Origin of the sequence: Streptomyces sp. AV19 (genome assembly GCF_015999245.1) — a bacterium.
Taxonomy (GTDB): Bacteria; Actinomycetota; Actinomycetes; order Streptomycetales; family Streptomycetaceae; genus Streptomyces.
The window spans coordinates 624,525-646,057 of the sequence record NZ_JAEAMR010000022.1 but is presented as its reverse complement, the minus strand read 5'-3'; the positions used below and the strand labels follow the sequence as shown (position 1 = coordinate 646,057).

The following is a 21,533-nucleotide window of genomic DNA, read 5'->3' as shown; positions in this document are numbered from 1 at the left end:
GCGGTCGATGACAACTCCTGACACGCAGCGGCCCCGACCGGGGTCCGACATCCTCCGGACCGCACTGCGCCGCAACGTCGGCGCCATGGTCTGGGGCACCGTCCTCATGGGCCTGTACCAGGCCGGGGAGACGGCCTTCCCCATCGCGCTCGGCATGATCGTCGAGCACACGCTGCGGGACGACCGGAGCCTCGGCTCGCTCGGCCTGTCGATCGGCGCGCTGGCCGTGATCATCACGACCGTGTCGCTGTCGTGGCGGTTCGGGATGCGCATCCTGCAGAAGGCCAACACGACCGAGGCGCACCGCTGGCGGGTGAAGGTCGCGGCCTGCGGACTCCAGCCGGTGGCCAGGGACGTCGACCTCAAGTCCGGCGAGGTGCTGACCATCGCCACCGAGGACGCCGACCAGACCGCCGACATCATCGAGGTGGTGCCGCTGCTGGTCAGCTCGCTGGTCGCGGTGCTGGTCGCGGCGGTCGCGCTGGGCCTGGCCGATCTCCGGCTCGGCGCCCTGGTGATCGCGGGAACCGTCGCGATCCTGACGGTCCTGAGCGTGATGTCCAGGCGGATCGGTTCCAGCACCCGCGAGCAGCAGGCCCGGGTGGCACGGGCGGGTGCGAAGGTCGCCGACCTGATCACCGGCCTGCGCCCGCTGCACGGCTTCGGCGGCAACCACGCGGCGTTCCGGTCCTACCGGAAGGTCAGCACGGAGGCGAGGCGCCAGTCGATCACCGTCGCCAAGGTGAACGGCGTGTACGCGGGCACCGCGCTGGCCCTCAACGCGGCCCTCGCCGCCGCCGTGACCCTGACGGCCGGCTGGCTGGCGTTCGACGGCCGGATCACCATCGGGGAACTCGTCATGGCCGTCGGACTCGGGCAGTTCATCATGGAACCGCTCAAGCTGTTCTCGGAGATGCCCAAGTACGTGATGGTCGCGCGGGCTTCGGCCGAGCGGATGGCGCTGGTGCTGGCCGCGCCGCCGGTGGCGACCCCGGGGCCGGGGCGCCCGGCCGCGGGCGGTGACCTCGAGGTCGACTGCGTCCGGTACGGGTCCCTGAGCAGGCTGAAGTTCCGGGTGGCCGCGGGCGAGTTCGTGGCCGTCGCCGTCTACCAGCCGCGCGCGGCGGCCGACCTCGCGTCGATCCTGGCCGTGAACGTCCCGCCCCACGCGTACGAGGGGGTGGTGCGGGTCGGCGGGCAGGAGATCGCGGACCTGTCGGTCGGGGCGGTCCGCGAGCACATGCTGGTGAACCCGTACGACGGGGAGATCTTCGCGGGCACCCTCCGTACGAACATCGACCCGTCGGGCACCAGCCGGACGGTCCCCGAGGCCGTTGAGGCGTCCATGCTGACCGACGTCGTCGCCCTCCACCGCGAGGGACTCGACTACGGTGTCCGCGACCGCGGCGCGAACCTCTCCGGAGGACAGCGCCAACGGCTGTCCCTGGCCCGCGCCCTGGCCGCCGACACCGACGTCCTCGTCCTGCACGACCCGACGACGGCCGTCGACGCGGTCACCGAACAGCTCATCGCGCGCAACGTCGCGCGGCTGCGCCGGGGGCGCACCACTGTCGTGATCACCAGCAGTCCGGCCCTCCTGGACGCCGCCGACCGCGTCCTCGTCCTGGACGACGGCGTCGTCACCGCCGAGGACACCCATCGGAACCTGCTGGCCACGGACGAGGAGTACTGCCGGGCGGTGGCGCGGTGACCTGATCTGTCCGACCCCGGTGATCCGCCGGGGCCGTTCAGGCGAGCGCCCAGGCGACGTCCCTGAGCAGGGCGTGCCGCCAGCCCGCCCGGTCGTGGTCCGACGCCGACCGCGAGACCCGCACGGTCGCACCGGCCTGTTCGGTCAGGGTCTCGGCCAGTTCGCAGTGGGGGAGCATCCGCGTCTCGTGTTCCCCCACGTCGAACGCCACCCGCAGACCGGAGAGGTCGGGGCGCTCCCGCAGGCGCGCGGCGACGGCGCCGCCGACCGGGCCGCCCAACGGGTCCGCCAGGCCCGGGGCGTCGGGTGTCCACCAGAACGACGGCGACTGGCAGGCGACGCGGGACACCAGGTCCGGGAACTCCAGTGCCGCGTACATCGCGCTCAGCCCGCCGAGGCTCTGGCCGGCGACCACCAGCCGGTCCCGGTCGGCGGGCACGCCGGACTCCGCCACCAGCGGCAGCAGTTCGTCCCGGACCGCCTCCCACAGCTCCGGCCTGCACGCGAACTCGGCCTCCCGGTCCCGGGCGGGAAGGAAGACGAGCGTGACGGCGGGCATCCCGCCACTGGCGACGGCCGAGTCGAACGCGGTCATGGCCGGGTGCAGGTGCAGCCAGTCGTCCCCGTCGAGCAGCAGGACCACCGGTCCGCCGCCGCCCGCCGGGTGGACCCGCACGGTGCGCCGCCCGCCGAGCCGTTCGCTGGTCCAGCGGAGCCGGGTGCGGGGGACGGGCAGGACGTCCGCGGCGCCGACGGCGGGCCAGTGCGGCTGGGCCGGGGCGTCCGGGGTCGCGGCGATGGACCGGTCGCCGCCCGCGCCGACCGGGTTGAACGGGTCGGCGTACGCCGCGTCGTCCGCGAGGAACCGGTAGGTCACCCGCAGCCGCGCGGGCATCCGTACTTCGGCGTACCAGCAGTCCGTGTCGTCCCATCGGCGCAGGGGTACCGGCTCCGACCAGCTCTCGAAGTCGATGCTCGCCGGGCCGGTGCTCGCCGGGGGCCTGCGCCACAGGAACAAGGTCACCCAACCGCCGTCACCGGCAGGGACCGGCACGGGTGTCCGTGCCGCCGCCCAGAACTCGTCGGTGCCGGGCCTGCCGGGCAGTCCGAACCCGGCGAAGGCGTTCTCCAGACGCATGAACGTCTCCTTGTGGGGAGGGAAGGGGAAAGGCTAAGCTCGCCCCTGATTAGGTGAGCCTAACCTAACCATGAACCGCGTTGCGTGAATACCGCACACTCACCGGCCTGTTGGGCCCGAGGAGGAGCTGACACATGAGCACCAACCCCTTCGACGACCCCGAAGGCCGTTTCCTGGTCCTGGTGAACGGCGAGGGGCAGCACTCGCTCTGGCCGTCCTTCGCCGAGGTGCCCGGGGGATGGACGGTCGCCCTCGGCGAGAACACCCGTGAGGCGTGCCTGGAGTTCGTCGAGACCCACTGGACCGATCTGCGCCCCCGATCCCTCGCGGCGTCCATGGACGCCTGACCGCGGCGGGCCGGAGACGCCGCCGATGCTCAGCGCCAGACTGACGAACGCGCGCTTCCTCACCATGGATCCGGACCACCCCGTCGCCCACGACCTGGGCATCTGGCGCGGCCGGATCGCGGGCCTGGACGAGGCCGTGACCTCCCTGCCCGCCCGCGAGGTGATCGACCTCCAAGGCGCCACCGTGCTGCCCGGGTTCGTCGACGCCCATGTGCACCTGGCCTGGACCGGGCTCAAGGAGGACACCCCGAGCATCGCGGGCCTCACACGGATCGACGACGTGCTCGCCGTGGTGGAGCAAGCCGCCGGCCGGCAGGGCCCGCCCGGCTCCTGGGTGAACGTCGTCGGCTACGACCAGCGCGCCCTGGGCCGCCACTTGACCGCCGCCGAGCTGGACGAGGCCGGCCACGGGCGCAAGGTGTACCTGCAGCACGACTCCGGTCACGGCTGCGTCGTCAACTCCGCCGTCCTCTCCCTGCTCCCCGCCGGCACCCCGCACGAGAACGGCTTCCTCGCCGAGGGCGCGATGGGCGCCGTCCGCGCGCTGCGCCCGCCGTACTCCCAGAAGGAGTTGGCCCGGGCGATCGGGCGCGCCGCCCGGACCTGTCTCGCCGAGGGCGTCACCGCCTGCGCCGAGGCGGGCATCGGCGGCACCCTCTTCGGCCACAGCCCGGTCGAGCTGGGTGCCTACCAACTTGCCCGCGAGGACGGTCTCCTGCCGCTGCGCGTGCAGCTCATGGTGTCCGCGGACCGGCTGCGCCGGGTCGCCGCGCACGAGGCCGACGGCATCCCCCGGGCCTTCGGTCTCGGCCTGCGCACCGGGTTCGGCGACGACCGCCTCTCCGTGGGCGCGCTGAAGGTCTACACGGACGGCGGCATGATGGCCCGGACCGCCGCGCTCGGCAGCCCGTACGAAGGGCTGGACCACGCGGGCCAGTTGCAGGACGACCCGGACGTCCTCGCGGAGACGATCGTGGACGGCCACCTCGCCGGATGGCAGCTCGCCGTCCACGCGATCGGCGACCGCGCGGCCGACCTGGCCCTGGACGCCCTGGAACGGGCCCAGCGACTCCGGCCGCGCCCCGGCGCCCGGCACCGCATCGAGCACGCCGGCCTCATCCGCCCCGACCAACTCCCGCGCTTCGCGCGGCTCGGCGTCAGCGCGGTCGTCCAGCCCAATTTCCTGCGCTGCTTCGGCGACGACTACGCGGCGGTCATGGGCGAGGAACGGGCCCCGTGGCTCTACCGCGGCAGGGCGTTCCTGGACCACGGCATCCCCCTCGTCGGCAGCTCCGACCGGCCCGTCGCGGACGGATCCCCGCTGCGCGCCGTCCAGTTCATGGTCGAGCGCGCCTCCGGATCCGGCCGCGCGATCGGCCCGGACGAGGGCATCACCGTCGACGAGGCCCTGCGCGCCTATACCGTCGCCGGCGCCTTCGCCTGCCACTGGGAGGACGGCCTGGGAAGCCTCACCCCGGGCAAGCTCGCCGACCTGGTCGTGCTCGGGGACGACCCCCGGCGCGTCGACACGTCGCGCATCGGGGACATCGAGGTGGTGGCCACCTACGTCGACGGCCGCGACACCGGCTTCGTTGCTCATGGCCCCATGCAACACGAGGCCACTGACAACGCCCGTGCGAAGAGGTGAAGAAGGGCCCTGTATCCACAGGGATTCGTAGGACAATATTCGCGATATCCACAGGCCTGGTGGGCATCCGCGCACCTGCGGGACGCTCGGGCCATGGCCCACCACAACGAATCAGCCGGCCCCTCGCCCCTGCCGTCCTCCGACTGGGGACCGCCGGCGGAAACCCACGTCACCCTGCGCACCCCGGCCGAACTGGCCGACGCGCTCCCGTACTTGCTCGGCTTCCACCCCGACGACAGCATCGTCATGATGGCGCTCCACGGCGAACGCAAGCGCTTCGGCGGCCGGCTCAGGCTCGGCATCCCGGCGGACCCCAGGGAATGGCCGTTCGTCTCCGAGCAACTCGCCCGCACCCTCGTCGCGGCGAGCACGAAGCGGGGCACCGCACCGGACGGCATCGTGCTCTACCTCTGCCAGGACCCCGCCGAAGGGGAGACCGGCCAGGCTGTCATGGAGCGGCTGCGGCCGCTCGCCCACCGCCTGCGGATCGCCTGCGGCGGCCTCGACGTGCCGGTGTTCGAGGCGCTGTGCCTGTCCGACGGCCGCTTCTGGTCGTACTGCTGCTCCGACGCCCGCTGCTGCCCGCCCGACGGCACGCCCCTGAAGATGCCCGGCACCTCGGTCATGGCCGCCGCCGCGGCCTACGCCGGAATGCGGGTCGGCGGATCCCTGCGCGAGATGGAGGCCCGCCTCGCACCGCTCGGCGGACAGCCCGCCGAAGAACAGCGGCGTGCCCTGGACGCCGCCGCGGCCGAGCTCGTCCCGCGCATGCTCGGCGCCGAGGCCGAGACGGTGCGGCAGGAGACGCTGGACCTGGCCGAGCTGGTGCTGCGCCGCTTCGACGGCACCCCGCCCACCGGCGCGCGGGCGGAAGCCGACACGCGGGACGACGGCCTGGTCTCCGCCGACGAGGCGGCGGCGATCGTCCTCGGCCTCCAGGACCGCGTCGCCCGGGACCGCGCCGCCGAGTGGATGGAGGGCCCGCTGCTGCCCGCCACCCTGCGGCTGTGGCGCGCGCTCGCCCGCCGCTGCGTCCCGCCCTATACGGAGCACGCCGCCGCGCCCCTGACCCTGGCGGGCTGGGTCGCCTGGGCCGGCGGCGAGAGCGCCGAGGCGAAGATCACCCTCGGCCGCGCGCTGACCGCCGACCCCGACTACCTCTTCGCCCAGCTCCTCCACCACGCCTGCAACGAGGGCCTCGACCCGGAGTCCCTGCGCGACTGCCTGCGCCGGGAACGGGCGGACCGGGCCGTCCTCGACGCCGCCCGCGCCGCCGCGGAGGGCCGCGCGCGGCCGGGCGCGGAACCCGGGACCGGCGGTGGACCGGGCCGGCCGGCCGCGCCCCGCCTCCGGCGCCGCAAGCCGCAGGGCGACACCGTCCGACCGGCCCCGGCGCGGGGCACGGCCGCGGCGGGCGGGCCGGAAGGGAAGCCGCGTGCCCGCCGGCAGCAGGGGCGGCGCGCGGCCCGCGACCGAAGGTGACCGGGGACACGTCCGGGCCCCGTGACCTCGACGGCACCCGTGCCGTTCACCTGAGTGGCCCTCATTCGTCATCCCGGCCCGTGACCTCCACAGGGAGCGCAGACCCGTGCAAGGCACCGCCACCCACACCCCGTCCGTCCCCCGCCCGGCGGCGCCCCAGCGCCCCGGCCCCGCCCGCCCCCCGGGCCCGCAGCCGGTGCACGCGGCACTGATCTGTGTCGCCCTGCCCGCACTCGCGATCTCCGGCGAGCAGGGACAGCTCACCGGCCAGGGCCTCGACGGCTTCTACCGGAACGGGCGGCGCCTGCTGGCGCGGTGCCTGATCAGAGTGGACGGCGTCGAACCGGTGCCGCTCCAGGGACGGCTGACGGACGCGGGCCGGGCCCGCTTCGTGGGCGCGGTGCGCACCGCCGTGGACGAGGGACCCGACCCGGCCGTCACCGTGGAACGGCTCCGCGACGCCGAGGGCGTCGAGCGCATCACGCTGCGCAGCGCCGCCGGCCGCGAGGCCAGGCTCGGGGTCGAGGTGTCCCTCGGGACCGACCTCGCCGAGCTGGGCGCCGTCGCCACCGGCGCCGCCGCCCCCGAGCTCCCCGCCGCCGTGCACGCCTCCGGCCTGCGCTGGTCGGCTCCCGGCCTGGACGCGGTGGTGACGGCCGACCCGGCGCCGGACGACGCCCTGGCCTCCGCCGGACTGCTGTGCTGGGAGATACGACTGCCCCCCGGCGGTACGCGGAGCATCGAGCTCCGGGTCCGGCCGGAGACACCCGGCAGGCCCCTCCCCGCCCCCGGCCCCTCGGCCCGTGGCGGCGCGCCCTGGGGCGACGCCCAGGCGGAGGGCGACGACGCCCGTGCCGCCGCCTTGTTCGCCACCTCCCTCGACGATCTGCGCGCCCTCCTCGTGCGCGACCGGCAGATCCCCGGCGACGTCCATCTCGCCGCCGGCGTCCCCTGGCGCTGCGGCCGCCTCGCCCCCGCCGAGGCCCTGTGGGCGGCACGGATGACGCTGCCCCTCGGGGCGCGGCTGGCCGCGGGCACGCTGCGCACCCTGGCCCGCACCCAGCTCCCGGGCCCCGGGCCCGACCGTGGCCGCATCCCCGGGGCGCTGCGGCACGCCGGAGCCCACCTGCCCCCGGGGTGCACCGGCGTCGAAGCGACGCTCCTGTTTCCCGCCGTGCTCGCCGAGGCGTGGCGCTGGGGGCTGCCCGGCCAGGAGCTGGAGCCGCTGCTCCCGGCAGCGGAGCGGTGCCTGGCCTGGCTGCGCGCGGCGGCCGACGAGGGAGGCTACCTCGCCGACCCCCACCCCGGCGGGCCGTACCGCTGCGAGGTCCAGGCCCACGCCCACCGGGCGGCCCTGCTCGGCGCCGACCTGCTGGAGGCCCACGGCCGCCCCGGAGCACAAGAGTGGCGGGACTGGGCCGCGGACCTCCGGCGCCGCTTCCGCGACGACTTCTGGGTCGAGGACCGCGGCGGCGGCCGTCCGGCGGCGGCCCTCGCCCCCGACGGGCGGCCGGTACCGCATCTGGGGTGCGCCGCCGCCCACCTGCTCGACACCGGCCTGAGCGCGGCGGGCGCCTTCGCGCCCGGACTGCTGGACCGCGTGCGCACCGAGCAGCTCGCCCGGCTCCTCGGCGGCCCGCCCCTCGACTCCGGGTGGGGCCTGCGCAGCCTCGGCACGAAGGAGCCCGGCCACAACCCGTTCGGGCACCGCGGCGGAGCCGTGCGCGTCCACGAGACGGCCGTGGCCGTGGCGGGGCTCGCGGCCGCCGGCTTCGAGCGGGAGGCGGGTGCCCTGGCGCGCGGGGTGCTCGACGCCGCCGAGACCTTCGGCCACCGGCTGCCGGAGATGTACGCGGGCGAGCAGCGCACCGCCGGAGGCGCTCCACTGCCGCATCCGGCGGCCTGCCGCCCCGCGGCCGTGGCCGCCGCGGGCGCGGTCCAGCTGCTGACCGCCTTCGCCGGAGTGCGGCCGGACGTCCCGGCCGGCGGAGTGACGGTCCGCCCGCCCAGCTCGGCACCGCTCGGCGCCCTGCGGTTCACGGGACTGAGCGTGGCCGGGCGGCCGTTCGCGGTGCGGGTCAGCAGGCTCGGGCTCGGCATGGTCGAGGAGGCCGCCGACGGTCTCCAGCTGGGGGTGTGAACGCGTGCGCACCGAACTCCCCGGAGACCCGCCCCCGATCCCGGCCGCCATTGGACAAGAACCTGATTATCGTCAGGCAGACGACTATGATCGCGTCATGCCCTACGACCCGTCGGCCTTCCCGCCCTTCGCCGTCACCGTCGACCTGGTCGTGCTCACCGTACGCCGCCACGCCCTGTGCGCCCTGGCCGTACGCCGTGGCGAGCCCCCGTTCCAGGGCCGGTGGGCGCTGCCGGGCGGGTTCGTCCGGGGCGACGAGGACCTGGCTACGGCCGCCGCCCGCGAGCTGGCCGAGGAGACCGGGCTGCACGTCCACGACCCGGCCTGCCCGGCCCCCGACAACGCCGCGCACCTCGAACAGCTCGCCACCTACGGCGACCCCCGGCGCGACCCCCGCATGCGCGTGGTCAGCGTGGCCCACCTCGCGCTCGCCCCCGACCTGCCGGCCCCGCGCGCCGGGGGCGACGCGCACAGCGTGCGCTGGGCCCCCGTGGGGGACCTGCTGGGGCAGGAGGGCGAGGAGGCCGCCCCGCTCGCCTTTGACCACGCCCGCATCCTCGCCGACGGGGTGGAGCGCGCCCGCTCCAAGATCGAGTACTCCTCCCTGGCCACCGCCTTCTGCCCCCAGGAGTTCACCGTCGGGGAGCTGCGCCGGGTCTACGAGGCGGTCTGGGGCGTGGCCCTCGACCCGCGCAACTTCCACCGCAAGGTCACCGGCACCCCGGGCTTCCTGGTGCCCACCGGCGGTACGACGACGCGTCAGGGCGGCCGCCCGGCGCAGCTCTTCCGCGCCGGCGGGGCCACCCTGCTGAACCCGCCCATGCTGCGCCCCGAGGCGTAGCGCCCGCCCCGGCGGGCAGGACACGACCCTCCGGCACACGCTGCGTTCCGCAGCAAATAGGACATATCGGGTTACCGTGCTGCGGAACGTCCCGCGTTCCCGCGCACCCCACGTCGCCCGCGCGGGATGCCCACGCCCCGCGAGGGAAGTCATGATCCAGGCCATCGGACTGACCAGCGTCCCCCGTCGCAACCGACCCCCCGCCGTCGACGACCTCACCTTCGAGGCCCTCCCGGGGCGCATCACCGTCCTCCTCGGCGAGTCCGGGGCGGGCAAGACCAGCGCCCTGCGCCTGATGCTCCGCCTCGACCCCGGCCGCGGCATCGCGCTCTTCCGGGGCCGCAGCCTCGACCGCGTCGCCCACCCGGTCCGCGAGGTCGGCGTCCTGCTCGGCGACGTCCCCGGCCACCCCGCCCGCACCGCCCGCGGTCACCTGCGCATGCTCGGCGCGGCCGCCGGCGTCCCGCCCGACCGTGCCGACGAGGTGCTGGACGTGGTCGGCCTCGGCGGCCTCGCCGACCAGCGCATCGGCGACTTCTCCCACGGCATGGACCGCCGCCTCGGCCTCGCCGCGGCGCTGCTCGGCGACCCCCACACCCTCGTGCTCGACGAACCGGCCGCCGGCCTGTCCCCCCGCGAGACCTCCTGGCTGCACGGCCTCCTGCGCGGCTACGCGGACCAGGGCGGCGCCGTCCTCCTCACCTCGTCCTCGCCCGGAGAGGCTGCGCGCCTGGGCGACCAGGTCGTCACCATCCACCGCGGCCGCCTGGTCGCCGACCAGGAGGCCAGCGTCTTCGCCCGGGCCCGGCTGCGGCCCAAGGTCGCCGTCCAGTCGCCGTCGGCCGCCCGGCTCGCGCACGTCATCGCCGCGGAGTCCGATACCGCCGATCCGTCCCCCGACACCCCTCCCGTCGAGGTCGTGCACGACGGCGGCAGCACCCTCTCCGTCTACGGCCGCAGCTGCGCCGCGGTCGGCGAGACCGCCCACCGGCACGGCATCCTGGTGCACCGGCTCACCGAGGAGACCGACACCGCCCCCCTGCCTCTGCCGCAACGCGTCGACGGACACGTGGCCGACGGCGACCCGGGCTCCGACCCCGCCGAGGAGCGGCGGACGCAGCAGGGCCCGCTCGCCCGCGTCCAGCCGCCCCTCCCCGCCCCCGGCCCGGTCTGGCCCCTCCGCTACGAGCTGCGCCGTACCGCCGGCGTGCGGACGGGCTGGATCGTGGCGGCCTCCTCGCTCCTGCTCTCGCTGGTGGCCTCCGTGCTCCTGGCCCGCGCCGGGGCGCCGGTCCTCAGCCTTCTCGCGGGCTGGCCCGCCCCGCTCCCGCTGCCCCCCGCCGCCCTCGGCGCGGGAGTGCTCGGGGCGCTCGCTTTCGGCCAGGAGTTCCGCTACCCGGCCCTGGCCCCCGACGTGGGCAGTGTGCCGCGCCGCCTGGCCCTGCTGGGCGGCAAGCTCGTCGTCACGGCGGCCGCCGCCCTGCTGCTGGCGTTCTCCTCGGTCGCCCTGGGCGCCGGAGCGGTGCGGCTGCTCTTCGGCGGCACGGTGACCGTCCTCCCGGCGGCCTGGGGCACGGCCCTCGTCGGCTGGGCCGCGCTCACGCTCGGCTGCGCCTGGGCCGGCCTCCTCGCGGCGGGCCTGTTCCGTTCGACGGTCCTGGGGCTGATGGCGGTCCTGGTGGTCCCGGCGCTGGTGGTGCCGGTGGTGAGCGCCGTCCTGGCCCGGCCCGCCGCCCGGTCTCTGGCGGGACTCCCCGAGCGGCTGCGTTCCACGGCCCTGCTGCAGTGGCCGGCCGGCCTCGACGAGGGGCTCTCGACGGCGCTGCGAGTGATCGCGCAACCCGTCGGCTGGGCGCTGATCCTCTCGCTCACCGGGTTGCTCGCGGCGTACGTCCTCACGCTGCTGCGCGGGCGGCCGCGGTGAGGCTGTGCTAATGCGGAAGAGGGGCCGCCCGGCGCGCCGCGCGAGTGCGGCGCCGACGCAGAGTGACAATCCGTTCGTCGGGCGAGAGGGAAAGATGTTCGTCATGAGCCGTGGATATGCCCCGGGGAACCCTCCCCCCGACGCGTCCCAAGAGCTCACGACAGTTGCTCTGTGTACTTGCTCAACTCCGGAGGGTGCCCGGATGTGTCCGTTTGGGCGTCAATTGTGAGGTAATGGGCGATCACCCTTTCGTGTGCTTTTCACCAAAGACCTCAAGGCCCGTCGACCCGTCGCCGACAAAGGAAGCGTGAGTACCCTTGCGCACACCATGATGACCGCGGCTCGCCCCGCCGACTCCGGCCTGACGGGCCCGGGCGAGCTCGACCGATACTCCTACGCAGAGGCCCCCGGGGCCGACCGCGGCTCCGCGCACGCCTGGGACGGCGACGCGGAGCTGGGTCGCGCCGGGCGCCGGGCGGCCGGCAGCCGCGGCCGGGGGCTGCACGGCCAGCTCGTCCAGCAGCTCGGGCAGATGATCGTCTCCGGCGACCTGGGCGCCGACCGCCCGCTCGTCCCGGAGGAGATCGGGCAGCGCTTCGAAGTCTCCCGCACCGTCGTCCGCGAGTCGCTGCGCGTCCTCGAGGCCAAGGGCCTGGTCAGCGCCCGTCCCAACGTCGGCACCCGGGTCCGTCCGGTCAGCGACTGGAACCTGCTCGACCCGGACATCATCGAATGGCGGGCCTTCGGCCCCCAGCGCGACGACCAGCGCCGGGAGCTGTGCGAACTGCGCTGGATCATCGAGCCCCTCGCCGCCCGGCTGGCCGCGGGGCACGGCCGCGAGGACGTCCAGCAGAGGCTCGCCGACATGGCGGAGATCATGGGGCACGCCCTGGCGCAGGGTGACTCGCTCACCTTCTCCCGCGCGGACGCCGAGTTCCACACCCTGCTCCTCCAGGTCGCCGGCAACCGCATGCTGGAGCACCTCTCCGGCATCGTCTCCGCCGCCCTGCATGTCTCGGGCGCGTCGGCCGGAGGCTGCGACCGCCCCACCGACACCGGAGTGGGGCACCACCTGCGGATCGTCGACGCCGTCGGTGCCGGCGACGCCGCCGCCGCCGAGTCGGCGATGCGCCAGCTCCTCGTCTCCCACCCGGAGGTCGAGCGCGTGGTGCCCGCCCCGCGCGAGCACTGACCGCGGGGGCGGGGCCGTACGGACAGGGAGGTACGCGCGGGACTGCTCGTCCGCCCCGCGCGTACGGTCGCGCACGCCGGGCCGGACGGCCGTCGCGGGCGCGAGAGCGGTGAACGCGTCGCCGATCTTGGGGTGAGCTGCGGGGAGGTGCAGCAATTCGCCCGGTTCAATGGGTTTTCGCCCTGTATGTGGTGTGACTCGGGCCACGGGGATTGGGCGTAACGCTCCTTGAGGCAGCGCGATGACTAAAGAGGTGGTGGCCGCGGAGGGAATACAAGCCTCGTTAGAGGCGCTGTGTTGCACCGCACTATCGCCCGCGCCGTCGGTTCATCCCTTGCCGGCGGTCGTCGGCTCCGGTCCGCAGCGGACGGAGCCGGAAGCCGTTTCCATCGTTCCGAGAGGTTGTTCGTGTCGGCCAGCACATCCCGTACGCTCCCGCCGGAGATCGCCGAATCCGAGTCTCTGATGGCGCTCATCGAGCAGGGAAAGGCCGAGGGGCAGATCGCCGGCGACGACGTGCGTCGGGCCTTCGAGGCTGACCAGATTCCGCCAACCCAGTGGAAGAACGTCCTGCGCAGCCTCAACCAGGTCCTCGACGAGGAGGGTGTGACGCTGATGGTCAGCGCGGCAGAGGCGCCCAAGCGCACCCGCAAGAGCGTCGCAGCGAAGAGCCCGGCGAAGCGCACCGCCACCAAGGCCGTCTCCTCCAAGACGGTGACGTCCCGGACGTCCACCGCGGCCGCCTCCTCCGCGGCGGGCGGTTACGGGGACGAGGCGGGCGACGAGGCCGTGGCGCCCGTGAAGAAGGCCGCCGCCAAGAAGACGGCCGCGAAGAAGACGGTGGCCAAGAAGGCCACGGCCAAGAAGGCGACGGCCAAGAAGGCCACCGCCAAGAAGGACTCCGACGAGCTGCTCGAGGACGAGCTGGTCGAGGAGACCCCGCTCGCTGGCAAGGGCGAAGAGGAGGAGGAGACCGGCGAGAGCAAGGGCTTCGTCCTGTCCGACGAGGACGAGGACGACGCTCCCGCGCAGCAGGTCGCGGTGGCGGGCGCCACCGCCGACCCGGTCAAGGACTACCTCAAGCAGATCGGCAAGGTCCCCCTCCTCAACGCCGAGCAGGAGGTGGAGCTCGCCAAGCGCATCGAGGCCGGTCTCTTCGCCGAGGACAAGCTGGCGAACGCCGACAAGCTCGCCCCCAAGCTCAAGCGCGAGCTGGAGATCATCGCCGAGGACGGGCGCCGCGCCAAGAACCACCTGCTGGAGGCCAACCTCCGTCTGGTCGTCTCCCTGGCCAAGCGTTACACCGGCCGCGGCATGCTCTTCCTGGACCTCATCCAGGAGGGCAACCTCGGTCTGATCCGCGCGGTCGAGAAGTTCGACTACACCAAGGGCTACAAGTTCTCCACGTACGCGACCTGGTGGATCCGTCAGGCGATCACCCGCGCGATGGCCGACCAGGCCCGCACCATCCGCATCCCGGTGCACATGGTCGAGGTCATCAACAAGCTCGCCCGCGTGCAGCGCCAGATGCTCCAGGACCTGGGCCGCGAGCCCACCCCGGAGGAGCTGGCCAAGGAGCTCGACATGACCCCGGAGAAGGTCATCGAGGTCCAGAAGTACGGCCGCGAGCCGATCTCCCTCCACACCCCGCTGGGCGAGGACGGCGACAGCGAGTTCGGTGACCTCATCGAGGACTCCGAGGCGGTCGTCCCGGCCGACGCGGTCAGCTTCACCCTCCTCCAGGAGCAGCTGCACTCGGTCCTGGACACCCTGAGCGAGCGCGAGGCCGGCGTGGTCTCCATGCGCTTCGGCCTCACCGACGGCCAGCCCAAGACCCTCGACGAGATCGGCAAGGTCTACGGCGTGACGCGCGAGCGCATCCGTCAGATCGAGTCGAAGACGATGTCCAAGCTGCGCCACCCGTCGCGCTCCCAGGTGCTGCGGGACTACCTGGACTGAGCAGCTGCTTAAGAAGCGCCCCTGACCATTGAGTTTTCCGGTCGGGGGCGCTTCACTCTCTGAGCACAGCGCGACTAACCCAGATATCGCGCCGTCACGCTCGGGGGACCCGTGGACACGGACAGCATGCTCGCCCTGCTCGACTCCTGGATTCTTCACCTCGCTGCCGAGAGGAAGAGCTCTCAGACGATCAAGACATACGGCGACGGTGTCCGTCGCTTCGCCGTCTGGTGCGACGGCAACGGCGTACCTCCCCAGCTCGACAAGAAGACTGTCAACGCCTTTGTGGCCGCGCTCCTCGAAGCGGGATCCGAGCCCGCCACGGCCAGGTCCCGGCAGCTCGCCCTCCGCCGATTCTCGGTGTGGCTCGTGGAGGAGGGCGAGATAGACACCGACCAGCTCGCCGGGCTGAAGGCCCCCAAGCTGGATAGCAAGGTTGTCCCTGAACTATCCGAAGATCAGCTCAAGGCCCTCATCAAGGCATGCCAGGGCAAAGAGTTCTGGCACCGCCGCGACGAGGCGATCGTCCGCCTCATGATCGAAACGGGTGCCCGTGCCGGCGAGGTCGTCGCCATGGAGACCGAAGACGTGGATCTGAAAGCGGGATCGGCCACCATCAGGCGCGGGAAGGGCGGCAAGGGGCGCGTGGTGCCGCTCAGCCCCCAGACCTGCCGCTCGATCGACCGCTACTTGCGGGTACGAAGGAGCCACCGGCTTGCCGACACGCCGGCCCTGTGGCTCGGTGACCGAGGGAAGAACCTCGGCTACCACGGGCTGTACTGCACGCTGACGTACCGCGCCGAAGCCGCCAGCATCCCGGACTTCCACCCGCACGTCCTCAGACATACGGCAGCGGGTCGCTGGCTGGAGAAGGGCGGCTCCGAGGGCGGCCTGATGGCGGTCGCGGGCTGGTCCCGCCGCGACATGATCGACCGATACACCAAAGCCTCGTCGCAGAAGCGGGCGGCAGACGAGGCCCGGCGCCTGAACCTCGGCGACCTCTAGAGAGAGCGACCGCCCCTGGAGGGGTACAGGGAACCCCCAGGGGCGGTCGAGAGGGCCGCAGCCCCGCCATCCGGACGGAACGACGCACCTCGCAGGAAGCGCCTTCCACGACCCCGCTCCCGCGTTCGTTGAGCGTTGCACATCCTGGCCCGCGTGCCTTGTGGCGGCAAGAGGGATTCAAGAACAACCTTGCGAAATCTGTGGCGGGCGGCGGAAGCCTACTCGCCGGTCTGCCCGCCCTTGATCAGACGGAGGACATCCCTGTGATCGCACAGCGCTGTCGCGTCGCCCGGGGGTGTCAGCAGCCAGAACGTTCCGGGCGGCTCGGCACGGTGAGGCGCGGGTAGGGCGATGCGGGAGGTCGGGGGCAGACACTCGATGCCGTGCAGGTTCCACATCTTGTGTGTGCCGGGCAGAACGAGGATGTAATGGTTGCGTCGTGGCCGGTCGATGATGACGGCCGTGGTGATCCCGCGCTCAGCGAGGGTTGCCTCGATCTTGTCGCGGTCCGTCGTACCGGCCGTGCGATGGATGATGGCGGCGGGCAGGCGGATCGTGTCGAAGCGTGGTCCGGCCGCGCGGACGAGTGCGGGTCGGTCCTGTGCCCACTCGCGACGGACGCGCCGCGGGTCGTTGCTCTGCGAGGCGAGCCACTCCACGGCCTGCCGCCGCTCGGAGAAGGCCGCGGGGTAGGGGGTGTTCATGACTCCTCCGGCAGGTAGTCGAGTAGTTCGATGACGGCCCAGTACAGGGCGAGAGCGTGATCCGCGACGCTTCTGGGTCCGCGTCCTGGCCGCTTGGCCAGTGCCTTCCGGGCGCGGTCCACCGACGCCTGCCGCATGACGAAAGGCACGCTCCCGGTGGCGTATGTGGTCGCCTGGCGCTCCGTCATACGCAGCAGTGCGGTCAGATGGCGGGTTAACCGGACTATGACCTTCCCTGTTTCCCGTGCCGGAGGTATCAGCACGTAGGCGTTGACGGCCTCACACAAGTCGTCCCGGATCTGGGCGCGGTCGAGTCGCCGGGCGGTGATCACTTCAGGACGCTTTCGTGGTGGATGGTTGGGGAAGGCGGGGTGGGGGTTTCGGTTGAGTTTGGTGTGGTCGTGGTGAGGGCGGCGCTGAGGTGGGCCGGGTGCGTCAAGTGCCCGGTGCCGTCGGGCTTCTCCAGCCAGCCGTGCCCGTGCAGCGGTTCGTCGGCCGGCGGGCACGGGAGCGCCCAGTCGGCCGGGCGCACGGTCAGGCCGGGGAAGCCGTCGAACGCGGCGGCCTGGCCGGGCGGCAGGAGCCACCAGATCTGCCGGCCCTCGGGGTAGGCGAGGACCGGGCCGGCGTGCCCGGTCCGCCGGAGGGCGAGGAGCACGTCGGCGGCCTGGACGATGTCGTGCGTCTCGACGACGGACCACGCGGTCGTGCGGACGGGAGCCAACTCTTCGGCGGACCACTGCGCCTGGACCGTCGTCGGCGAAAGGGCGCAGTGGGCGAGCCATTCGGTGCCGGCCGGGGTCATCTGCTCACCGCTTGATGGCAGGAGCAGGTGCAGACCAGGCGCTCGGCGCGGTCCGCGGTGATCTCGCCGGAGACCTGGCGGATCGTCGTCGCACCGGCGCACCGGCTGTGGTGTCCGGTCCGGCAGTCGGCCGTGATGTGAGGCTCGATGTGCTTGGTTACGGGCACGGCCGTGCTCCTCTGAGGGCAGCGCGGAGCTTCGCCGGGTCCACCAGGGTCCCGTCGGGCAGGTTGGCCCAGTGCAGGCCGGGTGGGAAGAGGCTCAGTGGGTCGGGAACGCGGAGGTAGCTGGGCTTCCCCAAGGCCTCGGTGCCGGGCTGATCCCAGGTGGCGGCCGCGCCTACCGGTACGAGGAAGAAGGCTTCTTGTCCCTCGCGCATGATGGGCCCGGAAAGGCCATAGCGGAGCGCCTCCTCAACGACGTAGCCCTGTACCCGGATCGCGTCCCATTTCCGCCCCACAGGGAGCAACGCCACCTGGGTGCTTGCCCACCAGCGCAAGGCGTGAGCTTCGTTGTGATCAGCGGCAGCCAGCCACTTTCGACGTGCATCGGGCGTCGTGAGACGAGACACGGCACGATCCCCTCGGTTTCGGTGAGTGAGGGGATCGTGCCGCTTGTGAGGCGCTGTGCGCGCACAAAGTGTGCAGGATGAAATTCAAGCAACTAGCTTGACATCAGCCCGAGTTATACACCGGCCCATCGTGCGAAGCCGGCGAGGGTGTCGTCCTGGGCCCGGTCCAGCCTCACCAGCGTGGCCGCCGTGCTGCGCACCGTCGGATGGAATCGGGTGTGATGCGGGGCGAGTTGACGGGCTCGGGTGAGGTCCTGATAGGAACCGGCCCGGTCGCCGGTGGCCAGCTTTGCCGCGGCCACGTCGATGTAGTGGTGTGACGACCGCTCCCGTGCCAGGTCGGTCGGCGGCTCCCACTCCTCCTTGTCCTGCTCGGCGCCCCACTGACGGACCCGCGCAAGCGCCTGCTCGGTGTCGCCGGAGTCGATGAGCATCGCCACTTCGTGGATCTTGACGTTGCTCGGCCCGAACGACGTCTCGTAATGCAGCGAGTCGCCCGGGAGCCGGCCGGCGTAGGACCGAGCCGCAGCAAGCCAGTCCTGGGCGCGGCCCTCATAGCCATCGCGCACCTCAAGGATCGCGAGCTTCAGCAGCATGGACCCGATGACCGCCAGGTGCGCATCGGTCAACGAGCGCTCCGGCGCCATCCGCTCTACCTCATCCATAAGCCCTCTCAGGAGCCGCCGGGCGGAGGAGTAGCTGCCCATGCGGACCATCGCCCCGGCTTTGAGATAGCCGGCCGTGGCCTGCATCAGGGGGTCACCGGAGCAGTCCGCAGCCCATTGCACCCGCTCCACCGCCGTGAGGCTGAGGTCGTGGTACCCGAGCTTGTGGGCCAGGGAATTGACGGCTCGGTAGCAGATGGCCAGGTGGCGAAAAGCCTCGCGTTGCGCGGGTTCGATTGGCGCGCCAGGGCGTCGCGCGGTCGCGGTGTCGCCGTTGAGAGCGGTGTGCGTCAGCTCCGAGAGCAAGCCCGGCAGTAGCGGTCCCATGGGCACGTACTTGCTGTCGCGGCGCAGCGCGGAGACAGCCTCGGTCTCGGCGGCCAGGACCGGCAACGGCCTTGCAGGGATGGGCAGGTCATCCGGATTGTCGTAGGTGAGCAGGACACGCCGCAGTTCCGGGATGACGGCTTGCGCCTGCTCCTCGGTCTCCGCTCCGTTGATATACGGCTGCCCCGTGAGATGGGTCGGGCCGACCCGCAACGCGCGGGCGAGATGCGTCAGCATGGCGGGCGGCACAACGCGCTGCCCGTTTTCGTACTTCTGAAGCGTGCTGACGGAGATCGCGACAGCGTCCGCCAGTTGCTTGACGCTCATCTTGCGTACTTTGCGCACTTCGCGGATGCGCTCGCCGACGTGCTTCATCATCCAGCCTTTCGTGTGCGGGCAGCGCCAGAGTAGAGCCGCCTGCTCGAGCTGGACAGGCCACTGGCGGGTGCTTCGCTCGCAGGTGGCGGGTCCTCGGACGGAGCAGCATGGGCTGCCGCACTGCACTGGCCGCGCCACACGGTGACGTGGCTAGCCGACCCCGCATCGTCGTCTACTCGTCCGATCACACAGGTGTCGGGGGCGCGCACAGCGAGGCGTCGGGGTTCTTGACGGATCAGAGCCGACGCTGCCGACTCTGGTCCTTCGTCACCGGGTCGGCTGCGCCACGCTGGCTGGCGGAACGGATGAACCATCCTGCTCGTTCGGTGGCCCGCCTTCAACTTCATGCTCAGTTGCGGAAACCCTATGGGAAAGATGCATGACGTTGCGGATGTGGATGGAACCCCCAAGGGGCTGGCATAGAACAAGGATGCCAGCGGCCATGGCCAGGGCAAAGCTCCACAGCCCCATGACCAGGGCGATAGATAGGTGGAAGAAGAGCCCCGCGTTCATCACCCACCACCGCAGGCGTTGTGGAAGCAGAAGGCAGATTGCCAGCGAGAGCTCGATTACCAGAGGGACCCAGGTCATCAATCCCACTCCTAATGGGGTGGTGATGATGGGCCTGATAAGTGTATTGATCCATGATGCGGGTCCGAAATCGAGATTGCTGCCCCAATACCACATAGCGGTTCCGTCCTGCCACTCAGCATGAGGCAGCTTGGCGACGGCAGCCTGGAAGTAGAGCACCACCATCTGTGCGCGCACCATGAACAGTCCGCTGGCGCCAATGAGCGCCAGCACCGATGCGGCGCGTGTGCCCGATGCTTGCTGCTGTGGCTCCCAGTGCCAGCGGCGCCTGTCCCCGATAGCTGGAAGTATGAACAGCACCGACAGGATGAGAGCGATCTGGTCGCCCCCATCGGCAATGGCGATGCCCGAGAAAATGCTGTAATTGATGTACGCATGCGGTATGGCGGTCAGCCGTGGCCGCCAGCCCGAAGCCACGATCAGGAGCACGAGCACGCATGCCCATTTGATCCAGGTCAAATGTGCGTAATCGTGGGGAGCGAGGCAGAAGACGCTCGCTGCGGTGGTCGAAGTGCACAGGGGGTAGTCGCCAATTGTCGCTACTGGACGAAAGAGGGTTTCTGCGCTTGATACGGCGAGGGTTCCGGCGGTGCCAAGGGCGACGAGGGTGCGAGCCAGACCGTAGACGTTGGTCCAAGGCAGCGGGATACGAAGCTGGTTCATGGGCACGTCACACTCCAGACGGCAACACGCTCGGGGGTGTGGCGCTCAGAAGACAGGTGGCGCCATGCCCACGGGACGGGCTGCACTTCCACGGCGGCGGCTAGGCCGCACAGTGTCGGAGCTGGTGAGGGATTGGTCGTCGCAGTGGTTGGCGCTTTTGCATGTGCTAGGCAAGATCTTACTGACTGGGCCCCTTCGCATGATGTCCACCTGACGTTCTTCTGGTGCAGCAGCAGAGCGATCTCAACGCCCTGCGATCTGGACTTCCGGTCAAACCCGAAGAAGTTCGACGGTTTGGAGTGCGGCCCGAGCGCGGCACTGTGCCAGCGTCCGCCCGTCATACGGTATGGAGCATACTGGGGATCTTTACCGGATTTAGTGAAGAAGGCCCAGCCCTGGGGCGCGGCAACGGTAGCGACCTTCCGGATGCCGCCTTGCCCGGGCAACGAGATCACGTTGTGCGGCAGAAAGCTTTGGGCGATGTACAGGCACACAGCGACCCAGATGACGGATATTGCCGTGACCCAGCCGCGGGGGACCGTGACGGAGTGGGCGGAACTGTGTGAGCGCAGACGAATGGCATGGGTGAGACGCATGGTTGCTGTGCCCTCAACTGGTCGGCGAAGCGCGGAAGCCGCCATGCAGATGGACGGCGGAGTGCGGCGGGCTGGCCGTCACAACGCATGCCGGCCAGCCCGCCATCGTGGACTGGACTAACCCGCCAGAACCTGAGTCAGCTGGGCAATCTCCTCATCCCTGTTTAGAGAGCTCTGCCCCCTCTCGAAAGAAGACCAGAAGTGAGATGTGTTCACCACCCACTTGGACGCCTGAGCGTTCACGGCGACCGAGACATTGGCTACGCCACCCAAGTTGACGGCGACGAGTATGTTGACAGCTGCCACCACATTGACGCACTCGCCGGTGCCAGCACCGGTGCCAATGTTCTTGACCTTCGTGGTCGACAGTGACTTGAGGATGTCGGCAGCTTCGGCGATCCCGCCTTTCACCTGACGCGGGTCGCCGGAGCGAAGCTTCGCCGAGAAGGAGCTGAAGAAGTCCGGGCGCTGCTTCTGAATTCCGTCCAGCACCGCCGTCACGGCCTTTCTTTGGTCCGCGGTGCTGTTCTTCTTCCGAAGGGCGGCGACGTCAACGAACTTGCCCGAGTGAGCAAGCTTCTCCGCGACAGGGCCCTGCGCGAAGGTCAAGCCCTCGAAGAGGGCCCGGCCGTCCCTGGTGGCATCGGCCTTCGACTTCGCCGCGGGCGTTGTAGAGGCGGCGTGTGACGTAGCCGAAGATGCAGTGGCCTCCTGGGCCACGACACCGCCGAGCCCAAGGACAGCGACAGCGGCGATGGCGACGTTTGCGCGTCTGTGCACGGTTGGCTCCTGTGGTACGACGGAAGAGCCCACTGGTCACTCACTGCAACCAGTGGGCATGGACGA

The 21,533-nt window shown here is 71.6% G+C and carries 19 protein-coding genes; 10 read left to right on the top strand and 9 right to left on the bottom strand.

The genetic code is table 11. The features are described from left to right. Nucleotides 1-7 precede the first annotated feature (7 nt). Nucleotides 8-1,711, top strand: coding sequence for an ABC transporter ATP-binding protein (locus I5Q34_RS31045; protein WP_199895777.1), 1,704 nt, complete (start codon nt 8-10; stop codon nt 1,709-1,711). A 37-nt stretch (nt 1,712-1,748) separates the two neighbouring features. Here the strand turns inward: I5Q34_RS31045 and I5Q34_RS31040 are convergent, their stop codons facing one another. Then, a complete protein-coding gene (locus tag I5Q34_RS31040) occupies nt 1,749-2,849 on the bottom strand; it encodes an alpha/beta hydrolase-fold protein (protein WP_199895776.1) in 1,101 nt (366 codons plus the stop codon). Nucleotides 2,850-2,983: 134 nt separating this feature from the next. Here I5Q34_RS31040 and I5Q34_RS31035 point away from each other — a divergent pair, with 134 nt between their 5' ends. The 9 genes from I5Q34_RS31035 (at nt 2,984) to I5Q34_RS30995 (ending at nt 15,387) form a co-directional block, all read left to right on the top strand. Next, a complete protein-coding gene (locus I5Q34_RS31035) occupies nt 2,984-3,196 on the top strand; it encodes an MbtH family protein (protein ID WP_199895775.1) in 213 nt (70 codons plus the stop codon). A gap of 25 nt (nt 3,197-3,221) precedes the next feature. Beyond that, complete coding sequence (locus I5Q34_RS31030) at nt 3,222-4,844, top strand: amidohydrolase (RefSeq protein WP_199895774.1); 1,623 nt, start codon at nt 3,222-3,224, stop codon at nt 4,842-4,844. A gap of 93 nt (nt 4,845-4,937) precedes the next feature. Continuing rightward, entirely contained in the window at nt 4,938-6,326 is a 1,389-nt protein-coding gene (locus tag I5Q34_RS31025; RefSeq protein WP_199895773.1) for a DUF4192 domain-containing protein, read from the top strand. A 106-nt stretch (nt 6,327-6,432) separates the two neighbouring features. Beyond that, the gene (locus I5Q34_RS31020) at nt 6,433-8,466 is read left to right on the top strand and encodes a glycogen debranching N-terminal domain-containing protein (protein WP_199895772.1); all 2,034 of its coding nucleotides are present in this window, start codon (nt 6,433-6,435) and stop codon (nt 8,464-8,466) included. Between the two features lie 97 nt (nt 8,467-8,563). Then, nucleotides 8,564-9,307 carry an NUDIX domain-containing protein gene (locus I5Q34_RS31015; protein ID WP_199895771.1) on the top strand — a complete coding sequence of 248 codons (744 nt, stop codon included), beginning with the start codon at nt 8,564-8,566 and terminating at the stop codon, nt 9,305-9,307. Between the two features lie 151 nt (nt 9,308-9,458). After that, complete coding sequence (locus tag I5Q34_RS31010) at nt 9,459-11,231, top strand: ATP-binding cassette domain-containing protein (RefSeq protein WP_199895770.1); 1,773 nt, start codon at nt 9,459-9,461, stop codon at nt 11,229-11,231. A gap of 253 nt (nt 11,232-11,484) precedes the next feature. Further along, complete coding sequence (locus I5Q34_RS31005; RefSeq protein ID WP_277965627.1) at nt 11,485-12,423, top strand: FadR/GntR family transcriptional regulator; 939 nt, start codon at nt 11,485-11,487, stop codon at nt 12,421-12,423. Nucleotides 12,424-12,831: 408 nt separating this feature from the next. Continuing rightward, nucleotides 12,832-14,382, top strand: a complete 1,551-nt coding sequence (locus I5Q34_RS31000) for an RNA polymerase sigma factor (RefSeq protein WP_277965626.1) — start codon at nt 12,832-12,834, stop codon at nt 14,380-14,382. Between the two features lie 111 nt (nt 14,383-14,493). Beyond that, the gene (locus tag I5Q34_RS30995) at nt 14,494-15,387 is read left to right on the top strand and encodes a tyrosine-type recombinase/integrase (RefSeq protein WP_199895767.1); all 894 of its coding nucleotides are present in this window, start codon (nt 14,494-14,496) and stop codon (nt 15,385-15,387) included. 218 nt (nt 15,388-15,605) lie between these two features. Here I5Q34_RS30995 and I5Q34_RS30990 read toward each other — a convergent pair whose 3' ends face one another. The 8 genes from I5Q34_RS30990 to I5Q34_RS30955 all read right to left on the bottom strand — a co-directional run bounded on the left by I5Q34_RS30990 (nt 15,606) and on the right by I5Q34_RS30955 (nt 21,467). Then, entirely contained in the window at nt 15,606-16,091 is a 486-nt protein-coding gene (locus I5Q34_RS30990; RefSeq protein WP_199895766.1) for a hypothetical protein, read from the bottom strand. Continuing rightward, the gene (locus tag I5Q34_RS30985) at nt 16,088-16,423 is read right to left on the bottom strand and encodes a DUF6415 family natural product biosynthesis protein (protein WP_199895765.1); all 336 of its coding nucleotides are present in this window, start codon (nt 16,421-16,423) and stop codon (nt 16,088-16,090) included. Before I5Q34_RS30985 ends, I5Q34_RS30990 begins: the two co-directional genes overlap by 4 nt. Beyond that, a complete protein-coding gene (locus tag I5Q34_RS30980) occupies nt 16,420-16,896 on the bottom strand; it encodes a hypothetical protein (RefSeq protein WP_199895764.1) in 477 nt (158 codons plus the stop codon). The genes I5Q34_RS30985 and I5Q34_RS30980 overlap by 4 nt, the downstream gene beginning before the upstream one ends. Beyond that, nucleotides 16,893-17,063 carry a hypothetical protein gene (locus I5Q34_RS30975; protein ID WP_199895763.1) on the bottom strand — a complete coding sequence of 57 codons (171 nt, stop codon included), beginning with the start codon at nt 17,061-17,063 and terminating at the stop codon, nt 16,893-16,895. Before I5Q34_RS30975 ends, I5Q34_RS30980 begins: the two co-directional genes overlap by 4 nt. Nucleotides 17,064-17,580: 517 nt before the next feature. Beyond that, nucleotides 17,581-18,837, bottom strand: coding sequence for a helix-turn-helix domain-containing protein (locus I5Q34_RS30970; RefSeq protein ID WP_199895762.1), 1,257 nt, complete (start codon nt 18,835-18,837; stop codon nt 17,581-17,583). A gap of 267 nt (nt 18,838-19,104) precedes the next feature. Then, entirely contained in the window at nt 19,105-20,091 is a 987-nt protein-coding gene (locus I5Q34_RS30965; RefSeq protein ID WP_199895761.1) for a sporulation-delaying protein SdpB family protein, read from the bottom strand. After that, the gene (locus I5Q34_RS30960) at nt 20,088-20,687 is read right to left on the bottom strand and encodes an SdpA family antimicrobial peptide system protein (RefSeq protein WP_199895760.1); all 600 of its coding nucleotides are present in this window, start codon (nt 20,685-20,687) and stop codon (nt 20,088-20,090) included. Before I5Q34_RS30960 ends, I5Q34_RS30965 begins: the two co-directional genes overlap by 4 nt. Nucleotides 20,688-20,804: 117 nt before the next feature. Further along, nucleotides 20,805-21,467, bottom strand: coding sequence for a hypothetical protein (locus I5Q34_RS30955; RefSeq protein WP_199895759.1), 663 nt, complete (start codon nt 21,465-21,467; stop codon nt 20,805-20,807). Between the last annotated feature and the right edge of the window lie 66 nt (nt 21,468-21,533).

Coding starts and splice junctions, on each gene's coding strand:
- I5Q34_RS30980 (WP_199895764.1), bottom strand. CDS start 16,896: ATGACCCCGGCCGGCACCGAATGGCTCGCCCACTGCGCCCTTTCGCCG.
- I5Q34_RS31035 (WP_199895775.1), top strand. CDS start 2,984: ATGAGCACCAACCCCTTCGACGACCCCGAAGGCCGTTTCCTGGTCCTG.
- I5Q34_RS31040 (WP_199895776.1), bottom strand. CDS start 2,849: ATGCGTCTGGAGAACGCCTTCGCCGGGTTCGGACTGCCCGGCAGGCCC.
- I5Q34_RS31015 (WP_199895771.1), top strand. CDS start 8,564: ATGCCCTACGACCCGTCGGCCTTCCCGCCCTTCGCCGTCACCGTCGAC.
- I5Q34_RS30990 (WP_199895766.1), bottom strand. CDS start 16,091: ATGAACACCCCCTACCCCGCGGCCTTCTCCGAGCGGCGGCAGGCCGTG.
- I5Q34_RS31045 (WP_199895777.1), top strand. CDS start 8: ATGACAACTCCTGACACGCAGCGGCCCCGACCGGGGTCCGACATCCTC.
- I5Q34_RS30965 (WP_199895761.1), bottom strand. CDS start 20,091: ATGAACCAGCTTCGTATCCCGCTGCCTTGGACCAACGTCTACGGTCTG.
- I5Q34_RS31025 (WP_199895773.1), top strand. CDS start 4,938: ATGGCCCACCACAACGAATCAGCCGGCCCCTCGCCCCTGCCGTCCTCC.
- I5Q34_RS30970 (WP_199895762.1), bottom strand. CDS start 18,837: ATGATGAAGCACGTCGGCGAGCGCATCCGCGAAGTGCGCAAAGTACGC.
- I5Q34_RS31030 (WP_199895774.1), top strand. CDS start 3,222: ATGCTCAGCGCCAGACTGACGAACGCGCGCTTCCTCACCATGGATCCG.
- I5Q34_RS31010 (WP_199895770.1), top strand. CDS start 9,459: ATGATCCAGGCCATCGGACTGACCAGCGTCCCCCGTCGCAACCGACCC.
- I5Q34_RS30960 (WP_199895760.1), bottom strand. CDS start 20,687: ATGCGTCTCACCCATGCCATTCGTCTGCGCTCACACAGTTCCGCCCAC.